The sequence below is a fragment of the Paenibacillus sp. IHBB 10380 genome (genome assembly GCF_000949425.1).
Classification (GTDB): Bacteria; Bacillota; Bacilli; order Paenibacillales; family Paenibacillaceae; genus Paenibacillus_AQ.
In genome coordinates, this window is the sequence record NZ_CP010976.1 from 1,785,307 (window position 1) to 1,801,988 (window position 16,682).

Consider the following 16,682-nt stretch of genomic DNA (forward strand, 5'->3'; position numbering starts at 1 on the left):
ACTCCTATAAGGATAAGGCATGTTTAAAAGAATGGATTGTTATTATGGGAGGTTCAATGATATGGGAAAGGTAGTATCTAACGTACAAGTAGCTGAACAAGTGTACTTGTTACGAGTAGAAGGCAATTATGAAGGCAGCATGGGACAATTCTATATGCTACGCGCGTGGGGGCACTATCCGCTACTCTCTAGACCCATTAGCATATTTAATAAAGATGATGAAAGTATAGAGTTTCTATATCAGGTTGTTGGTGAAGGAACGACACTCTTAGCTTCGTTGCGTCCTGAAGACACCATTCAATTGGATGGGCCTTATGGCAATGGTTTTCCTATTCCTGAGGGGCGAGTCGCTCTCATTGGTGGGGGGATTGGAATAGCACCCTTATATTACGTTGCACAGCAAATGACTCATACAGATATTTATCTCGGGTTCAGTAAAGAAGCTTATTTGCAGGATGCTTTTCGGGAAGTGACAAGTTCACTTCATATTAATGTCGGCGGATATATTGTCGACGATGTTGATTTCGAGCAGTATGACACGATTATGGCATGTGGGCCACACATGATGATGAGAGCTGTACAGACGAAATATCTTCAGTCCAATCGTCAAGCTAAGGTGTATATTTCGCTTGAGAATCGAATGGCATGTGGGATTGGTGCATGTCTTGTCTGTAGCGTCTCTTGCTTGGATGGTCGTAAAAAAGCATGTACAGATGGTCCAGTATTTGAAGCACAGGAGGTAACATTTCATGATTGATTTAACCTGCAGTGTTGCCGGGATATCGTTTAAGAATCCTATAGTCATGGCATCGGGTACTTTTGGTTTCGGGAGAGAGTACGGGAAGATTTACGACATTTCAAAGTTAGGTGGCATCAGTGGCAAGGGTCTTACCTTACATCCCAAAGCGGGCAACGAAGGATTACGTGTCTATGAGACACCGTCTGGAATGCTGAACAGCGTAGGGCTTGAGAATCCTGGTGTTCCATATTTTCTAGAGCATGAATGTAGTGAATGGGAGACGCTTGATACCGTAAGAATTGCTAATCTAGGCGGAAATACGTTGGATGACTATGTACAGGGGGCTATGTTGATTCAACAGGATCATGATCGAAGACAAACACTTGGTAGACAAGCAGTCGATATGATTGAACTGAATATTTCTTGTCCTAACGTCAAAGAAGGCGGTATAGCTTATGGAGTGAAAACTTCAGCAGCTAGGGAGGTTGTCCGATCCGTTAGAGAAGCAACGAAACTACCTTTAACTGTGAAGTTATCTCCTAGTGCAGAAGATTTAGTTGAGATGGCCGTGATGTGTCAGGAAGAGGGCGGAGATGCTATTTCACTCATCAATACGATATCTGGTATGAAGATTGATGTAAGGCGCCGTGCAAGCGTCTTTAATAATATGTATGCAGGTCTTTCGGGACCAGCGATCAAGCCGATTGCGCTAAGAATGGTGCATCAAGTGGCCAAGCACGTAGATATTCCCATTATAGGCATGGGAGGGATAACTTCGGCTACAGATATTATCGAATTCATTATGGCAGGTGCTTCTGTGGTTCAGGTTGGAACGTATAACTTCATGAATTTACGAGCAGGCGAGCATCTTATTGACGGTTTAATTCAGTTTATGCAAGAAGAGAACATTAACAATTTGGACGAAATCCGCGGAATCTTATAGAATAGAAGGATTACCATTTCTCTTAAGAAAGGCGGAGACAAGTTGCAGCCCTATGATCCCGATGATATCACCTTAGTTGAGGTTCCAGTAGGCCGAGATACCTTATTGATCATTACAGGTGGAGTAGCTCATATTGGTGCTGTTGCCACAGCTTATGTAGGCCCTGAGGGGATCGGAGTACAGACTTCAAGAGTTCCAGCACATGAAGAACATAGTATAGTTGAGAAATGTGCACGTAAAGCAGCTGCTGCATTAGGGAGAACGGTCACTGTAGCAGCGGGAATCCATTATGATGATATTACCAAAGAGCAGATTATCGCTGTTGTATCTACTGTAGATAAATTAATGGATGAGTATTTACAGCGGGTATTAAATGCATGACACTGAAATAAATATAATTAATAAAATGTTGAAACGTTATTGATTATCGTGCGTAAACCATATCAAGAAGTTAACAAACTCTAGGAGGAAACGAATGATGTCTATATTTAAAAGATTACGTGATCTAACCATGTCGAATATTAACAGTATTATTGATAAAGCTGAGGATCCAATTAAAATGACGGATCAATATATTCGTGATATGCATGAAGATTTAGAAGATGCAGAGAAAGCAGTTGCAGCTCAAATTGCGATTGAGAAGAAATTCAAGCAACTTTACGAAGAGCAAGAAGCTCTTGTCAACAAACGTGAGCAACAAGCGCATACGGCTGCAAAGGCTCAAAATATTGATCTTGCACGTCGTGCTTTAGAAGAGAAGAAAGCTGCTGAGCTGAAGATGACAGAGTACAAAACAAGCTATGACCAGAACAAAGCAGCGGCTGACAATCTTCGTGGCAAGTTAGATGAGATGCGTAAGCAACTAACTTTAATGAAGAATAAGCGTGAGACGTTAGTAGCTCGTTATAATGCGGCTAAAGCTCAAACTGAAATTAACAAAGCAATGACAGGCTTCAGTACGGATTCTGCAGCAAGTGGACTTAAACGTATGGAAGATAAGATGCTTCACATGGAAGCTCAAGCTGAAGCAAGCAATGAGTTAGCTTCTAGTGAGAAGTCCTTAGATGCTGAGTTTGAGAACCTAAGCAAAGATCAAGCTGTGGAAGACGAACTTGCAAACCTCTTGAAGCAATATGATAATAAGTAATACATTATAATTACAATTAAATAACTTGTTCTTAGCGAAGGAGACATCTTGTATTTCAGATCTCCTTCGCTTTTATATGACATGATGCTAACGCTAGGATGTAGTTCATGATGGGAGTGGAGGCAGGTAGATGGACTTTAATATTTTAGGTGTATTGGTCTGGACGGGTGTAGGTGCAGTTCTACTATTCATCCTCATGTTTGTAGATTCATTGTTTACGAGATACAAGGACTTTGAAGAAGTGAAAGCAGGCAACATGGCGGTTACCACCCGTATGGTCATGAAGCTGTTTGCTCAGGGATATATTTTATCAGTATCTATCTCCACCTCAAATGTGTTAATGGATGCCATAGTTGTATCTATCGTTTCTTTTATCTTACTTCTTATACTTGAAAGTATTGCACGGCTTATGCTTAGAGCATGGGCAAACTTAGAACTTGATATGGGCACACAACAAGGTAAAGTGGGTTATGGTCTATTTGCAGGCTCACTACATATTGTTGGAGCTCTTATTATCACAGCTTGTTTATAAGATGGATTGTTTAGCCCTATCGCACTTGGTTTGACAATCCGTCAATATCTAAAGTATGGTACGCGAGGAGTCATAGAGTATGAGTATATTCAAAAGAATTGGAAATTTATTCTCCAAACCAGAGCCTCCGATACAGGAGAAAAGCATGCTGAAACTCGCCGCTGGTGATATTTGTGAAGTTTCACTTGTTACTTATGAAGTGGTAGGAAGAGTGCATAACCGGGGCCGTAACGCTGTGGTGTTGACTTTGCAGGACGGACAACATATCGCCTATCTTCATATCGAGGAAAGAGAAAGAATACAGTATGCTCTATACACTCCCATAGACGGTAGATTGGATAATCCCGCGGAGGTTCCATCTATTTTAGATTTAGATGACAAGTCTTATCACTTAGAGGAAGAGTATGAAGGGAACGTCCTTGTGAAAGGAAGAGTACCCTTCTTGCAAGATGGAGAGCAGCATGTATGGCAGTATCAGTCCGATGATAATTTTCTCTTGCGGATCGAATGGCAGAATGGCCGGTTCATGATGTATGAAGGTGAAGATGTGATACCAGCAGATGTCAAAGTCATTCGAGCAACTTAGGAGTGAACCAAGTGAAGAAATCTTCTTTTCTTACAATTAAGCTGTTATTGGTACTGAGCTTGCTGGGCTCACTACTGAGTGGATGTGGGGCACCGAATGTTAAAGATACTTATCCGCTTGAATCCGTAAATCAGGATGGAAGTGCAACATCGTATGTGTATCGTGCAGCAGGTCAGACAGTACCTGAGGTAGCTAAGGCGCTATCTGACGAGAAGACACCGGATCAGGTTTCTAAGGAAGATTCTGAGCGGATGTTCCTAGTGTATAGCGACAAATGGTATCACTTGCAACAAGACCCGGATAACAAAGAAGATACACTGATCGAAGTGGATTCGAAGGAATATGTTCAGCAAAATTATAGTTCTAGCTTCTTACAGGGATATATTACGGCAAGTATATTAGGTAGTTTATTCGATTCTTTTGGAGGCTCGGGTTCTTATCGTGGATATTCTAGTAAAGATGTCTACAAGCCAAAGCAGGGATCATATCGTGCACCTACGGTAAGTGATAAGAAAATAGCACCACCCTTGACGGTTGAGAAGAAAGGATTGATTACACGACGTGGGAAGAGCAATAGCTCCGATAGTGCCGGATCAGGTGGAAGTATATTTAGCAGGAACTCAAATAGTTCCGATTCTAAAGGCGGAAGTATAACAAGAGGTAGTAAGGATGATTCTATATTTAGCTCTCCGAAGAGGTCGATTACGAAGCCTAAGACTCGTTCAGGTTCAGGTAGGATCAGCAGACGAGGTCGACGATAAAGGATCACCATAAACAAGAGCAGTGTGCGAAGGTTCGTAACTTTCGTACACTGCTCTTTATTCTGTACAGTGAATGGGAATGGTCACGGTAGGTTGCCATTGTATACGGTTATTGCTATAAATGAAGTAGAAACTTTATGGAAAATAAGGACGCTTTAACAATCTTAGGAGGTTACGACTTGGAACATTCATTAGATCATTCTAAATTTCAACGTAAAGCGATACAAGTGAATGAGGCACAGAACAGGATTGCTTCTTACATTCATCCTATAGATATTGAAAGTGTAGATTTGCAAGCGAGCCATGGTAGAACATTGGCCCAGACGATTACGGCCCCCCATCCTTATCCATCTTTTCGTCGTTCGAGTATGGATGGTTATGCGATTTGCTCCACGGATACTATTCAATGCAGCTCTGAAGCTGAAATAACTATATGGCTTGAAGTGATTGATGATATTCCTTGTGGATTAGTATCAAGTAAGACGATTATACCTGGAACAACAGCACGCATTATGACAGGAGCGCAAGTGCCCGAAGGAGCGGATGCGGTAGTCATGTTCGAGATGGTTGAACTTCGTGAGGAGAATGGGATAAAGTTGGCTGGACTCAGAAGACATATAGAGCAGGGGAAGAACATTACCCCGATAGGATTGGAACTACAGGCTGAGGAAGAAGTTCTGAAGCAAGGGGTTACAATTGCGGCTGGTGAAATATCTGTCTTGGCAACGTTCGGCATTCATAGCGTACAGGTATATAGACGTCCACGGGTCGCTATTTTCTCAACTGGATCTGAGCTATTGAAGATAGATGAACCGCTCCAATCGGGTAAAATCCGCAATAGTAATACATATATGATTGCTTCTCAGGTGCTAGAGGCAGGAGGGGAACCCGTGATTCTGGATGCTATTATGGATGATCTCTCCTTAGCCCAAAGAAAAGTAGAAGAAGCGCTCGCGCAGTATGATATGGTCGTAACGAGTGGGGGGGTATCGGTTGGTGATTATGATATTATGGGAGATTTAGTGCGTTCGGATCGCGTGACGATGCTGTATAACAAAGTAACCATGCGCCCAGGTAGCGTATCCACTGCAGCAGTTAAAGATAACAAATGTTTATTTGCTCTGTCGGGTAATCCCGGGGCTTGTTTTGTTGGGTTTGAATTGTTTGTCAGACCGAGTATTCGGATGATGATGTTAGATCCTAACCCTTACTTACCGGAATGGACAGCTACTTTAGGGGCAGATTATGATAAGGTTAACAACTTCACAAGATTCGTGCGTGCTAAGATACAAATTAAAGAGGGTGTAGTGTATGCTACTCCAACGGGTGTAGATGAATCTGGTGTTATGATTACCATTAAAGATAGTGACTGTTTAATTATTGTTCCACCAAGTCAAGAAGGTCTCCAAGCAGGTGTGAAGGTAAAGATTATGGTGTTAAAGAACTTTATTCATCCATTCTAAGCGAATCTAGCATCCCATTAAGGCTCATTACGTCGTTCAATGGCTTCAGACATCGTCTTGTCTGTAAGGTGAGCATAGACTTCAGTTGTTTCTGTGGAGGCGTGTCCTAACTGCTCCTTGGTCTTGTAGATATCATTCTGTAAATAATAATCGGTGGCAAAAGAATGACGCAGCTTATGAACGGTAAGAAAAGGCTTGCCGAACCGTTGGGCATATTTAATAATCATCGCTTGGATAGCACGTTTGGTCATACGCTTTCCTTCCTGCTGACCGTTAGGGATCGTTAAGAAGAGAGCTTTTTCTTTCTTTGGAGCTTTATATCTTGTTTGTCTTAGGCTAAGGTATAAGGTTACATCATCCTTCGCTTGTTCACGGAAATAGACAGGTGATTTGTAAGTTTCATCATTATTACCTTTACGGAAGATGTACAATAGCTTGTTGTTATAGTCTAAATCCTCTAGGTTCAAATTAATGATCTCAGAGACGCGCAGACCCGAATTCAATATGAGACTCGCAATACATGCATCACGTTCCTTATTCTGTTCGTAGGAATACAAAGCTTGTTTATTGCTTGCGACGTCAACTCCATAACCTTCGTAGATGTAGGCTATAAATTCAAATATCTCTTCATCCTCTAGTATTTTACCTTTTAGCTTGGCTGCTGTATCCTTAGGCTTATGTGTGCGTTTGACTTCCACTTTGGCCATAATATTGCGCTTAAGAAGAGGGTAGAAGTCTTCATCTTCCGCAATTTGACTCAAATAATGAAATAAGGAACGAAGTGAAGATAACTTGCGAGATAAGGTTACTCTACTGTTGGCCCCTTCACGACGAGTTGTTAAATAGAGCCTATAGCTCACGATATTCTCCATACGTAACATTTCGAGTTCTTGAAGCGTGATTTTGGTATTGTGATCTGCTTCGGACAGTAATTCTCCTCGTAACCAATTGAAGAAGGTTTGATAATCTCTTATATACTCAAGCAAGGTAGATGGAGATAGGTCAGGTAATTTATAATCAATAAATTGTTGTACAAACCAAGGCATGTCAAGTACCTTTTCATCTAGTTTTACGCGATCGCTTTCTTTCTGAATATTCATGGGTATCACCTCTTGATGGTTAGGATTCTACAACCATTCTACCATATTGAGGGAGAGACTGCCCTGTGTAGTACAGTAAAGTGTACGTATACATTAAGGTGAGTAAGATAAAGTTATATAATGAAATCAAGATAAGAAATAAAGAGGTGGTAAATATGGAAATGAGGCTAGATAGAGTTCCACTGGAACACAGAGAGGTCATTGATCATTTGATGCAGTTCTACTTGTATGATTTCACACAGTATCTTCAAATTGAGGTTAATGATAATGGGCTATTCCCAGCCTATCCTGAGCTAGATTCTTACTGGAGTAGCGGGAACGACAAGGTAGCATTTCTAATTAAGGTATCTAATAGACCTGCAGGGTTCGCATTAGTTGATCAATTGCACAACAGCTCGGAAGGCGAATATTATATGACGGAGTTTTTTATTATGAAGAAATATCGGCGTGGTGGAGTTGGAACATGGGCGGCGCATGAGCTTTTTCGTCAGTTCAAGGGGAGCTGGAAGGTGACTCAAGTGAAGAGTAATGCGCCGGCGCAAGTCTTTTGGCAGAAAGTGATTAGAGCTTACACCGACGGGAAATTTAGACAGAAAGTTCATCCAGAGCAGGGTAACTTGAGTCAATATTTCAATTCTTAAGTAGTCTGGATTATAGGCTCCTGTGTGAGAAAGATAACATCGGGCTCGCCACGATCTTGTGGAACAGACAGAATATCGACACTTTGAAAATGACGCTTCAATCTATCCACGAAGTCTGGGGATGAAGTAGCACTCCAAAAAGACAGATATCCACCCGGTTGCAAATGCCGAGCAAGTAGGGCAAGGCCATAATCGCTGTAGAGTGACTCGTTATCAGCATATACATTCCAATCAGGACCATTATCTATGTCTAAGCATATAAGGTCGAACTTATCATCATGCTCTGCTAACCAAACAAGGCAATCGGCATGTACGATGTTGCTTTTAGGATGGAACGAAGCTTCTTCCGATACCGCAGATAAAATAGTTCTATTCCATTCAATAATGACTTCTTCGATTTCAAGGACAGTTACCTGTTCTATACGAGAGTCTTTCAGTGCTTCTTGTAAGCTGAACCCTACACCAAGTCCTCCAATGAGAATATGACTAGGATGATGGTTACGTTTCAATGGCTCGCTAATGAGGAGCCTCTCAGATTCACCATTATATGTTGCCATAAGAAACGTCCCATTACTGATGATCTCATAATATGAACCTCTACGCTGTAATTGAATTACACCACGGGGTGTAGAATGCTTTTCAATGACTTCTGGGGGTAAATGATGATCGTTCAATAATATCCACTCCTTATAAATTGTAATCATAACGCTTTCTAAGTCGCATGTAATACAGCCATGTTCTGACCGAGAACGAACCCAAGGTAAGGATAACAAGCCCAACTGAAATGGTGTTCATCATTTGAATTTTATCTATGTTGTTAGTGAACATCCATTCTGTACTTGATCTTATATTTATAATATTAAGGATGACCAAAGGAAGAAAAAGACATGAGTAGGTAATTGCTAGGCGTCTTGCATGTTTTAAATGATGTGATTTGTCACTGTAGATCTGTGGTCGTTCTTCGCCCTCTGAATATTCCCGGCTCCATAAGGTCCATTTTTGAAAAGATGAATTGGAAATAAAAGCACTCTTCCAGCCGGAATCCCTGTGTATATCATTGTAGCTTTCATCTGCCATATTTTGAAAATCAGCACAATAACTTATCTTGCGTGGGCGACTCTTTAAGAAATAGAAAACGGTTCCCGTTTTACTTATACGATAAAGATGATGACCTTGTTCTTCCATGGTTTCGAGCCACTTTTCAAGCTTATCCGGAGCATACATCCATCCAAACTTTCGTTTAACAACCATTTGACCTGAGTGCTTCAACTTCTTTTCTGCATTCTTACTTAGTCTTTCCTCATCATGATCCACTCTGTGTAGTTTGTTTTGTTGTATGTTTTCATTGATCAATTTCTTGTTCGATTTATTAACTTTGATAACAGAATAGATAGACATAACTAATAGGACTAATAGAGCACTTATATAAATGTAAGTTAAAATCCAATAGGGGCTTTCAATAACTCTAAACGGTTCATCTTGAGAAAACGCAACCAAGCTAATTATGGTGCCAAATAAGATAGACATCGTTGTCAAATATATTAAAATACTACCAAAAATGTACATAATCACTCTATTATGTTTGATAATGCCTTCACGAACGGGGGAGGTTTTTATTTGTTCATGAGGATTCTCATTCGACAGTACATACCAATGCCTGCTTTGCAGAACCTTGGTCCAACCATCATGTAATAAAGCTTTTGACAGTGAATTTTCATGCATTTTATTGAACCCTATACGATACGTTATTCTCTTAGAATCGCCTTTTTCAAAGAAAAAATAACGTGTTCCTCGGTTCAATTTCACTAAATAATAACCCTTTTCCGCCATAGACGAGAGCCATTCTTCTGTTTTGTGCACATCGTAGCTCCAAAATGGCCTAAATACTTTTTTAAGCATAAAAATCCCCCTCGTATTTTAGTGCATTTTGGTGCAGCTCTTTGAGTCTGTGTATCTCAGCAGTAATTAATTTCTTGCCTATTTCAGTAATTTCATAAACTGTTCTTCTCTCTTCATCGGCAAATACAGTGATAATCCCATCTTTCTGCATTTTAGTTAGCGTTCCGTAAACTGTACCCGATCCTAATCGAATTCGTGATCCTGAAATTTCCTCTACATGTTTAACAATGCCATATCCGTGACGCGGTATTGTTAAGGACAGAAGTATATAGAATGCCGTTTCTGTCATGGGTACATACTTTTTCAGCACCTTTTCAATCATGTATAACCACCTCTCATGTAATACTATCATGTTGACTTTTTAAAATGATCGCAATGCAGAGCTATATCGTAATTAGATATGTCATGATATGACTATATCAAGTCGTGACCTATTAGTCAAAAATTACAAAGTGAAAGGAGGGGAAAGAAAATACCTTTTCCATACTTACAGTGTTAAAAACTCATCATATGAAAAATTCACAACAATAAAATAAGTGGAATCTACCCATTTTCATGATAATCATCATACTGAGGAATTTTGTTGTCACAAAGTGAAGTTACTTCCCTTCAAGATATAATAAAGATATGTATTTTAGTTTACATAATTAATGTTATGTAAACTAAAAGTGTGATATACAGGAGTTTCAGAAGTTTGAGTTACAAAAGAGGTAAAGTAAATTGTAGCGAGAGTCGTTGTATACGGGGAGTATCTTGATCCAAGAGTAAAAAAGTGTTCGAGATCGTAAGTAACGTTAATTATGGCGAGGGTAAATTACTTTAAAGTAGAAAAGGAACTACAGTAGACGAGGGGAAGAGGCGTGCTGAGTGACATCAAATCTTTCCGATTTTCGATTGTTAGGGCGGAAACATGCGTGTGGTCGTGGTAAACTAAGGTATAGTTGGTGATCATAAATATAAATAAGGGAGGTTCGTTCATGACCATAGGTTCTCAGAAGGATATCGATAGCCTTAAGGAAATCGGCAATATTGTGGCTTCAACGATTAAAGAAATGAAACGTAATGTACGTGTTGGAATGACAACACAGGAATTGGATGAGTTGGGAGGATTATTTTTGAAGAGCCGTGGTGCTATATCTGCACCCAAAAAAGCATTAAACTTTCCAGGCAACACTTGCATTAGTATTAACCAAGAAGTAGCTCACGGTATACCGAGTGACAGAAAAATTCAAGAGGGTGACTTAATAAACATCGATGTTTGTGCTGAAAAGGATGGCTATATTGCGGATACGGGGCACTCTTTTCAAATACCTCCATACAACATGTCTTTAACTCGTCTCTGCCAATACACTCATGATACGATGATGAAAGTCATATCCTCACTTAAACACGGAGTAAAGTTGAACGAAATTGGTAGGATCATTCAACTTGAAGCTGAAAAAGGAGGCTATAGGGTTGTTAAAAATTTGTGTAGTCATGGTGTAGGAAGATCTATACACGAATCACCAGAAATTCTTCCCTTTTATAACAAACATGATAAACGCATATTGAAAGAAGGTTTAGTCATTACGATTGAGCCATTCCTATCAACCGGTGCTGAGTATGCTGTTGAGCAGAATGATGGATGGACGTTAAGTGTTCCTGACAATAGTTATGTAGCACAGCATGAGCACACCATAATTATTACAAAAAACCAGCCCATCATCGTGACGGTTGCCTAAATAAAACGTTAAATAACCAGTACAGCAGTCTAAACCTTTGTTATAGGTTGTAGGCTGTTTTTGGTTATTTCGAATACAACCGCTGTAGACAATATATCATCATATGAAAAATTCACAATAGAAAAATAAATATGTATCTAGACATTACCAACATTTGCAACATATTATCGTATCAAAATTGAACAATGGAAGCTTCTAACACCTACATGAGAAAAAGGCAATCACTTCCGAAAATTTTCGGAAGTGATTGCCTCTGTTGTTCATTACTTTACTTTCGTTTAATAGGTATCTTGATCTAATAATACACGATACAGAATTATTGCTGCTTCTGCCCGTGTTAAAGTTCCCTTAGGGTTAAAAGAATGATTAGGATTTCCTTTCAAGTAACCTTTACTTACAACGAAGGCTACAGCGACACGAGCATCAGGGGAAATCGTTGCCTGATCATTGAAATCAAGCTGTTTAGTTACTTCCGATACGGTCTGACCAAGTGCTTTGTTTAACAGGACGGCTACTTGCTCACGAGTAAGTTCATCTCTTGCTCCTGACTCAGCCATACGCTGATCCCATGTCATGTTTGAAGAGAGTAGACGGTCAAGAAGAGTATTGAATTCCGCTTGATTTACATTGTCTTTAGGTCTAAATGTTGTGCCAGACGTCTTACCCGTTACTAAGAAGTGAGCTGCCAATACTTCAACCTCATGTTTAGCCCAGTGATTAGAAGTATCTGTGAAGCTCTTTAACGTTTCAATAGCGGTAAACGATCCTGGTGCAGATGTAGAGAATTGAACCGTGTTATTCTTACTGTTGGGACTCGGAATTCCGAAGTAAGACCACTGACTATCCTTGGATTGACTGTATATTCCCACTTTTAGTATATCTGTAACACCTGAAGTGCTCAGATTTAGCTTGATTTGAATAGGTGTCTTGAATTCCTTCGTCTGTCCATGAACGGTAAGGGTTGGTGCTGCAAATTTCGCTGATGCTCCTTCTGGAGCTTGAATCGCTCCGATGCTTTTAGACTCCGTCAATGGAATAAGGAATCCATCTTTTGTTACAAAGTCAACAATGGATTGTGAAGGGATACGTATTTCAAAGTTTAATCCAACAAGGACTAAATCTTTCTTAGATTGTTGCAGTTTCTCTGCTAATGCACTAGATATCGAAATATTCAAGGGATCAAAGGTATCAATGGATATATCCGATAAATCTAGCGTCACTGCCTTCGTATTAGTATTTGTGATTTGTTCTGTTAATAATGAAGGAGTAATAGTCAATATTCCAGTAAGTTTATCGTTGAGTTTAGATTCAATGATGGATCCAGCCTTGAATTTTTTTGAATTATCTTTAGGTGTAGATGTAGGATTACTACTATAAGATCCAGAATAAGATGGACCTGTACTAGGATTTGGCCCAGGTCCTGGATCTAGAGGAGTCGTAACCTTAACCGTTATAGGAGACATCCCATATACAGGAATCGAAGTGCCTTTTTTGTTCAATAATTTTACTTTTGAAATATTAATTGGATAGGAGCCCGCTTCTGTAGCTGTGAAATTAAATGATGCTAATGTACCTTTCAGTCTTCCTTCTGGAAGGGTGAGAGTATAATCCACTTGTTTCAGGCCGTTAGCAAGATCAGTAATAATAAGTTCTGGGTTGATCGTATTTAGACGTAGTTTCGTAGGATACGTTAAGCTGAAGGATGCAGAATAAACATCTTCAGTGACCGAATAGTTAACTCCTACATCGAATGCTTCACCCGCTAATACCTGAGATTTAGAGGAGGAGAGATTAACTTGGCTGCTATCAGGGTTATAATTGTAGTGAATGATTTTAGCAGGTATCTGTTTACCGTTGCCTACAGAATCGTAAGCAAATATATAGTAAGTATTCTCACCTTTATGAATAGGAACGTTTAGAGTAAAATGACCTGTCTTATCAAGGGTTCCATCAAATTGCTGAAGTCCCTGATCCGATTGTACGAGACCACTGATACCTATGAGTTCATTTAGGTTCGTACCATCATCCAAATAATCCAGATGTAAATCACTCGTGATGTCGCCTGTTATAGTACCTACCCCAGGTTGATCTTGGTGAAGAATCAAGCTCTCACTATCTAGAGAAATTTCAGGTGCTTGAAGATCCACCAAGAATGATTTGGCAGATTTCTCTAGAACTTCATTCGTATCAAGAATGACAGGAGCCATCACGTAAATACCATCTGTTAACGTGATCTCACTGTCCTCTGTAATCACAGTCCCATCCCACGTATAGTTATAATAGTTCTTGTCGTGGAGGGGTTTTACAGTTATTGAATCATAAGTGTATCCAATAGGGGCTCCAGTTATACCATCAAAAATGAAGAAGAGAAAGCTTTCTAGGTCTTGATTTACTGCGAAAGATACATCCATGGTATCAGATACTTCATCACCATTCGGAGAGAATACAGTCGATGAGAAATCAAGATCAGTGATTGGAGTCAAGTTGAAGCTCTCACCTACAAAAACACTGAAAGGAACTCTAAGTTCGTGTGAGGTTGTTGCTTCAGTGAGTACAATTTGACCATCATACATCCCATCAGGGGTTCCTTCAGGAATTGTTAAATTGACTGGAAATACAGTGTTTGGTGTTCCTTCATAAACATAAACCGTATCTATATTAGGCTGGATCGTAAGACCACTGTTACTATACCAATCTACAGAAGCGTGATAGATTTGGTTAGAATTACTGATATTATCGATAGTGATTTGTTTAGATACTTTCGTGTTAGCTCTTTGTTGTCCATAAGACAAGCTGCTAGTGTAGTAGTCAGAAGTTGTTTGGTTATTTATCTGAGTCGGGATAGGCTCCTTAACTTTGATAATCGAGTCAGCTTCAATACTTTTGACTAAGTCAACGCGACCGGCTCCTTGTTGGTTAACAGAATAAGGTCTGCCTTGTCGGTCACTGAGAGGAACCGAGTTATTACTTAAGATCGATTTAAGTTGATATGGATCTAAGTCAAGATTAGATTGTTTGGTTTGTTCAAGAATTAAAGCAACTGCCCCTGCAATATGTGGAGCTGCCATACTCGTACCATTTAAATTCTCGTATGCATTACTATAATCTCCATTATATGCAGGAATAGAAGAACGAATTCCCACACCAGGAGCTGAGAAATCAGGTTTAATAGAGTAGTTCGGAAGTGCAGGTCCTCTTGAGCTAAAGTCAGCTAACAGATCCTGCTCCTCAATAAGGGAGAAGGTGATTGTAGAATGACCTTGTTCTATTTTATTTTTTAATGTGAGGCCATCTTCCTGAGTAATAGTATAGGTAGGTACATAATTTCCTGGCTCACCTAAAGTCGCACCAAATTCTCCAGTCGTATTGTTGTGAATAATAAGTGCTTTTGCTCCAGCAGCTGTTGCATTGATGGATTTTTCTCCGAAACTCAGAACACCTCGAGAGACAACAACGATTTTACCGCTTACATCTAGATTGCTATAATCGCTCACTTGTCCAAAGTTAGCATAAACAAGATCAAGCTCTTGATTCGATTCACCCAGCTCAGGTGAGAACGTCGCTAGTTGAGCAAAAATATCACCTATCTCAGAAGATGAGAAGAGGGGGGTATGAGCTGGAGGAGTAGAGGCTCCTACAGAGATGGATAACTGCGATGCAGCAGGACTTCCAACGGTTTGATCATTTGGACCTTCATTTCCATTAGCTAATACAACGGTGACTCCAGCAAGTGTGGCATTATCTGCAGCAATGGAGTCAGGGCTATACTCATTGTTCAGACCTGAACCGAGAGATAGATTGATTACATCAAGTCCATCCGTTACACCAAGCTCAATTGCTGCGATAACATTCTCAGAATTCCCGCGCCCATATGGACCAAGAACACGGTAGACATATAAGTCAGCACCAGGAGCGACCCCTCTAACCCAACCTTTTCCATCGTGTGGATGTTTTGGATCACCTTGCCCAACCACGGTTCCTGAAACATGCGTCCCATGAGAGGTGTCATACGGTTTACCATCCTTTATAGGCTTTGTAGGATCGGGTAATGTTTCCATAGGATCAGAGTCGTTATCTACGAAATCGTAGCCGCCTTTATAAGCTCCTTTGAGACTAGGGTGATTATAATCAATACCGGTATCAATGACCCCCACTTTAATGCCAGCACCGGTGTACCCAGATTCCCAGAGCTTGTCAGCTCCAATGAAAGGTGCACTCACATCCATATAAGGTATGAAGCCTTCAGACATGGCATCTATTTCTAAAGCTTTATATTCGATATTAGGATATATTGCTTTAACCCCAGGTAACAACAGAAGTTGATCTACCTCATCAGCAGGTAGTGTAACGGAGTAACCATTAAATACTTCTGAGTACTCACGATTAATCGTTGCCCCAGAGTTAAGGATTGCAGCAGATTTGAATGTTGAATGTTCCTGACGAAGCGTATTACTATAACTGTTAATACTTGATTTCATACTAAATGGAGCAGTAGCCTCAAATACTTTGAGAGGATCGGAGGCCAACTCTACGATAACTGTAATAGGTTCATTACTGTCACTAGGTTCGACGAAGTTCTCAGCTTGCACAGAAGACTTCATACGCTTAGTATCCATTGATTGTTTTCCATGAATTTCAGGAAGTTGGAGCTTGGGAATTGGATGTTGTTGGAGTAAATCAGAATCGCTAAGAGGTTTAAGTTTCGATTGAATCTCAAGGGGTGGATTTGTTGATTCCTCAATAGCAGCATAGGACTGTGGTACGGCAATCCCTATCGCAAGAATAAAGCTTAGCAAAACAATAAAATAACTACGAATTATACGTATACGTTTCTCCAAAATACCGCCTCCTAGACCTAATATTAGATGAAACTAGCAATCCTAAATCTCTAATCTCTCAATCCTCCTTTGATAGTTATGTAAAAATTGAACACTAGTCAAATACACCTTCTATTTTACATTTTTAACATTATTTTGATATGAGACATAGAGACTAGCTATTTCAATTTGTTGTTTAGTGAATTAAGTCGAAAACTTATGTCGGATTGCGGGGAGGGGGAGTACATGCAAGGGGAATCTCGCGTTAAATATCGTTTCATCGTTTAATGGAAGTGCTTGATTAGCTCTTAATCGAAATATCCATAGGTATAA

15 protein-coding genes are annotated in these 16,682 nt (G+C 40.0%); 10 read left to right on the forward strand and 5 right to left on the reverse strand.

Going from position 1 to position 16,682, the window contains the following annotated elements:
* Positions 1-61 precede the first annotated feature (61 nt).
* The 8 genes from UB51_RS07625 to UB51_RS07660 all read left to right on the forward strand — a co-directional run bounded on the left by UB51_RS07625 (position 62) and on the right by UB51_RS07660 (position 6,171).
* Complete coding sequence (locus tag UB51_RS07625; RefSeq protein ID WP_044876797.1) at positions 62-757, forward strand: dihydroorotate dehydrogenase electron transfer subunit; 696 nt, start codon at positions 62-64, stop codon at positions 755-757.
* The gene (locus UB51_RS07630) at positions 750-1,682 is read left to right on the forward strand and encodes a dihydroorotate dehydrogenase (protein ID WP_044876798.1); all 933 of its coding nucleotides are present in this window, start codon (positions 750-752) and stop codon (positions 1,680-1,682) included. Before UB51_RS07625 ends, UB51_RS07630 begins: the two co-directional genes overlap by 8 nt.
* A 42-nt stretch (positions 1,683-1,724) precedes the next feature.
* Complete coding sequence (lpdD, locus tag UB51_RS07635) at positions 1,725-2,063, forward strand: prenylated flavin chaperone LpdD (protein WP_052675799.1); 339 nt, start codon at positions 1,725-1,727, stop codon at positions 2,061-2,063.
* 97 nt (positions 2,064-2,160) lie between these two features.
* Positions 2,161-2,829, forward strand: coding sequence for a PspA/IM30 family protein (locus UB51_RS07640; protein ID WP_044876800.1), 669 nt, complete (start codon positions 2,161-2,163; stop codon positions 2,827-2,829).
* 130 nt (positions 2,830-2,959) lie between these two features.
* Positions 2,960-3,361: a DUF350 domain-containing protein gene (locus tag UB51_RS07645; RefSeq protein WP_044876801.1), complete on the forward strand. Its 402-nt coding sequence runs from the start codon at positions 2,960-2,962 to the stop codon at positions 3,359-3,361.
* A gap of 79 nt (positions 3,362-3,440) precedes the next feature.
* Positions 3,441-3,947, forward strand: a complete 507-nt coding sequence (locus tag UB51_RS07650) for a DUF4178 domain-containing protein (protein ID WP_044876802.1) — start codon at positions 3,441-3,443, stop codon at positions 3,945-3,947.
* 11 nt (positions 3,948-3,958) lie between these two features.
* Positions 3,959-4,708: a DUF4247 domain-containing protein gene (locus UB51_RS07655; protein WP_044876803.1), complete on the forward strand. Its 750-nt coding sequence runs from the start codon at positions 3,959-3,961 to the stop codon at positions 4,706-4,708.
* Between the two features lie 137 nt (positions 4,709-4,845).
* Positions 4,846-6,171 (forward strand): molybdopterin molybdotransferase MoeA, encoded by a 1,326-nt coding sequence (locus UB51_RS07660; RefSeq protein ID WP_082063070.1) that lies wholly within the window; start codon positions 4,846-4,848, stop codon positions 6,169-6,171.
* Between the two features lie 17 nt (positions 6,172-6,188).
* On the opposite strand, the gene xerS is transcribed toward UB51_RS07660, so the two are convergent.
* Positions 6,189-7,271: a tyrosine recombinase XerS gene (xerS, locus tag UB51_RS07665; protein WP_044876805.1), complete on the reverse strand. Its 1,083-nt coding sequence runs from the start codon at positions 7,269-7,271 to the stop codon at positions 6,189-6,191.
* Positions 7,272-7,426: 155 nt separating this feature from the next.
* Here xerS and UB51_RS07670 point away from each other — a divergent pair, with 155 nt between their 5' ends.
* The gene (locus tag UB51_RS07670) at positions 7,427-7,912 is read left to right on the forward strand and encodes a GNAT family N-acetyltransferase (protein ID WP_044876806.1); all 486 of its coding nucleotides are present in this window, start codon (positions 7,427-7,429) and stop codon (positions 7,910-7,912) included.
* Here UB51_RS07670 and UB51_RS07675 read toward each other — a convergent pair.
* Genes UB51_RS07675 through UB51_RS07685 form a run of 3 tightly spaced genes read right to left on the reverse strand, consistent with a single transcriptional unit; the run spans position 7,909 to position 10,133 of the window.
* On the reverse strand, positions 7,909-8,586 hold the full coding sequence (locus UB51_RS07675) for a spermine/spermidine synthase domain-containing protein (protein ID WP_234405560.1): 678 nt from the start codon (positions 8,584-8,586) through the stop codon (positions 7,909-7,911). The genes UB51_RS07670 and UB51_RS07675 overlap by 4 nt on opposite strands.
* 13 nt (positions 8,587-8,599) lie before the next feature.
* Positions 8,600-9,811 carry a DUF2812 domain-containing protein gene (locus UB51_RS07680; RefSeq protein WP_044876808.1) on the reverse strand — a complete coding sequence of 404 codons (1,212 nt, stop codon included), beginning with the start codon at positions 9,809-9,811 and terminating at the stop codon, positions 8,600-8,602.
* On the reverse strand, positions 9,804-10,133 hold the full coding sequence (locus UB51_RS07685; protein ID WP_044876809.1) for a PadR family transcriptional regulator: 330 nt from the start codon (positions 10,131-10,133) through the stop codon (positions 9,804-9,806). The genes UB51_RS07680 and UB51_RS07685 overlap by 8 nt, the downstream gene beginning before the upstream one ends.
* Positions 10,134-10,788: 655 nt before the next feature.
* Between UB51_RS07685 and map the strand changes: the two genes are divergently transcribed.
* Complete coding sequence (gene map, locus UB51_RS07690) at positions 10,789-11,532, forward strand: type I methionyl aminopeptidase (protein WP_044876810.1); 744 nt, start codon at positions 10,789-10,791, stop codon at positions 11,530-11,532.
* A 278-nt stretch (positions 11,533-11,810) separates the two neighbouring features.
* On the opposite strand, the gene UB51_RS29395 is transcribed toward map, so the two are convergent.
* On the reverse strand, positions 11,811-16,370 hold the full coding sequence (locus UB51_RS29395) for a S8 family serine peptidase (RefSeq protein ID WP_052675800.1): 4,560 nt from the start codon (positions 16,368-16,370) through the stop codon (positions 11,811-11,813).
* Between the last annotated feature and the right edge of the window lie 312 nt (positions 16,371-16,682).

What these genes read in the sequence shown, in the direction of transcription:
- UB51_RS07625 (WP_044876797.1), top strand. Translation starts at nt 62, where the DNA reads ATGGGAAAGGTAGTATCTAACGTACAAGTAGCTGAACAAGTGTACTTG.
- UB51_RS07630 (WP_044876798.1), top strand. Translation starts at nt 750, where the DNA reads ATGATTGATTTAACCTGCAGTGTTGCCGGGATATCGTTTAAGAATCCT.
- UB51_RS07640 (WP_044876800.1), top strand. Translation starts at nt 2,161, where the DNA reads ATGTCTATATTTAAAAGATTACGTGATCTAACCATGTCGAATATTAAC.
- UB51_RS07645 (WP_044876801.1), top strand. Translation starts at nt 2,960, where the DNA reads ATGGACTTTAATATTTTAGGTGTATTGGTCTGGACGGGTGTAGGTGCA.
- UB51_RS07650 (WP_044876802.1), top strand. Translation starts at nt 3,441, where the DNA reads ATGAGTATATTCAAAAGAATTGGAAATTTATTCTCCAAACCAGAGCCT.
- UB51_RS07660 (WP_082063070.1), top strand. Translation starts at nt 4,846, where the DNA reads ATGGAAAATAAGGACGCTTTAACAATCTTAGGAGGTTACGACTTGGAA.
- xerS (WP_044876805.1), bottom strand. Translation starts at nt 7,271, where the DNA reads ATGAATATTCAGAAAGAAAGCGATCGCGTAAAACTAGATGAAAAGGTA.
- UB51_RS07670 (WP_044876806.1), top strand. Translation starts at nt 7,427, where the DNA reads ATGGAAATGAGGCTAGATAGAGTTCCACTGGAACACAGAGAGGTCATT.
- UB51_RS07680 (WP_044876808.1), bottom strand. Translation starts at nt 9,811, where the DNA reads ATGCTTAAAAAAGTATTTAGGCCATTTTGGAGCTACGATGTGCACAAA.
- UB51_RS07685 (WP_044876809.1), bottom strand. Translation starts at nt 10,133, where the DNA reads ATGATTGAAAAGGTGCTGAAAAAGTATGTACCCATGACAGAAACGGCA.
- map (WP_044876810.1), top strand. Translation starts at nt 10,789, where the DNA reads ATGACCATAGGTTCTCAGAAGGATATCGATAGCCTTAAGGAAATCGGC.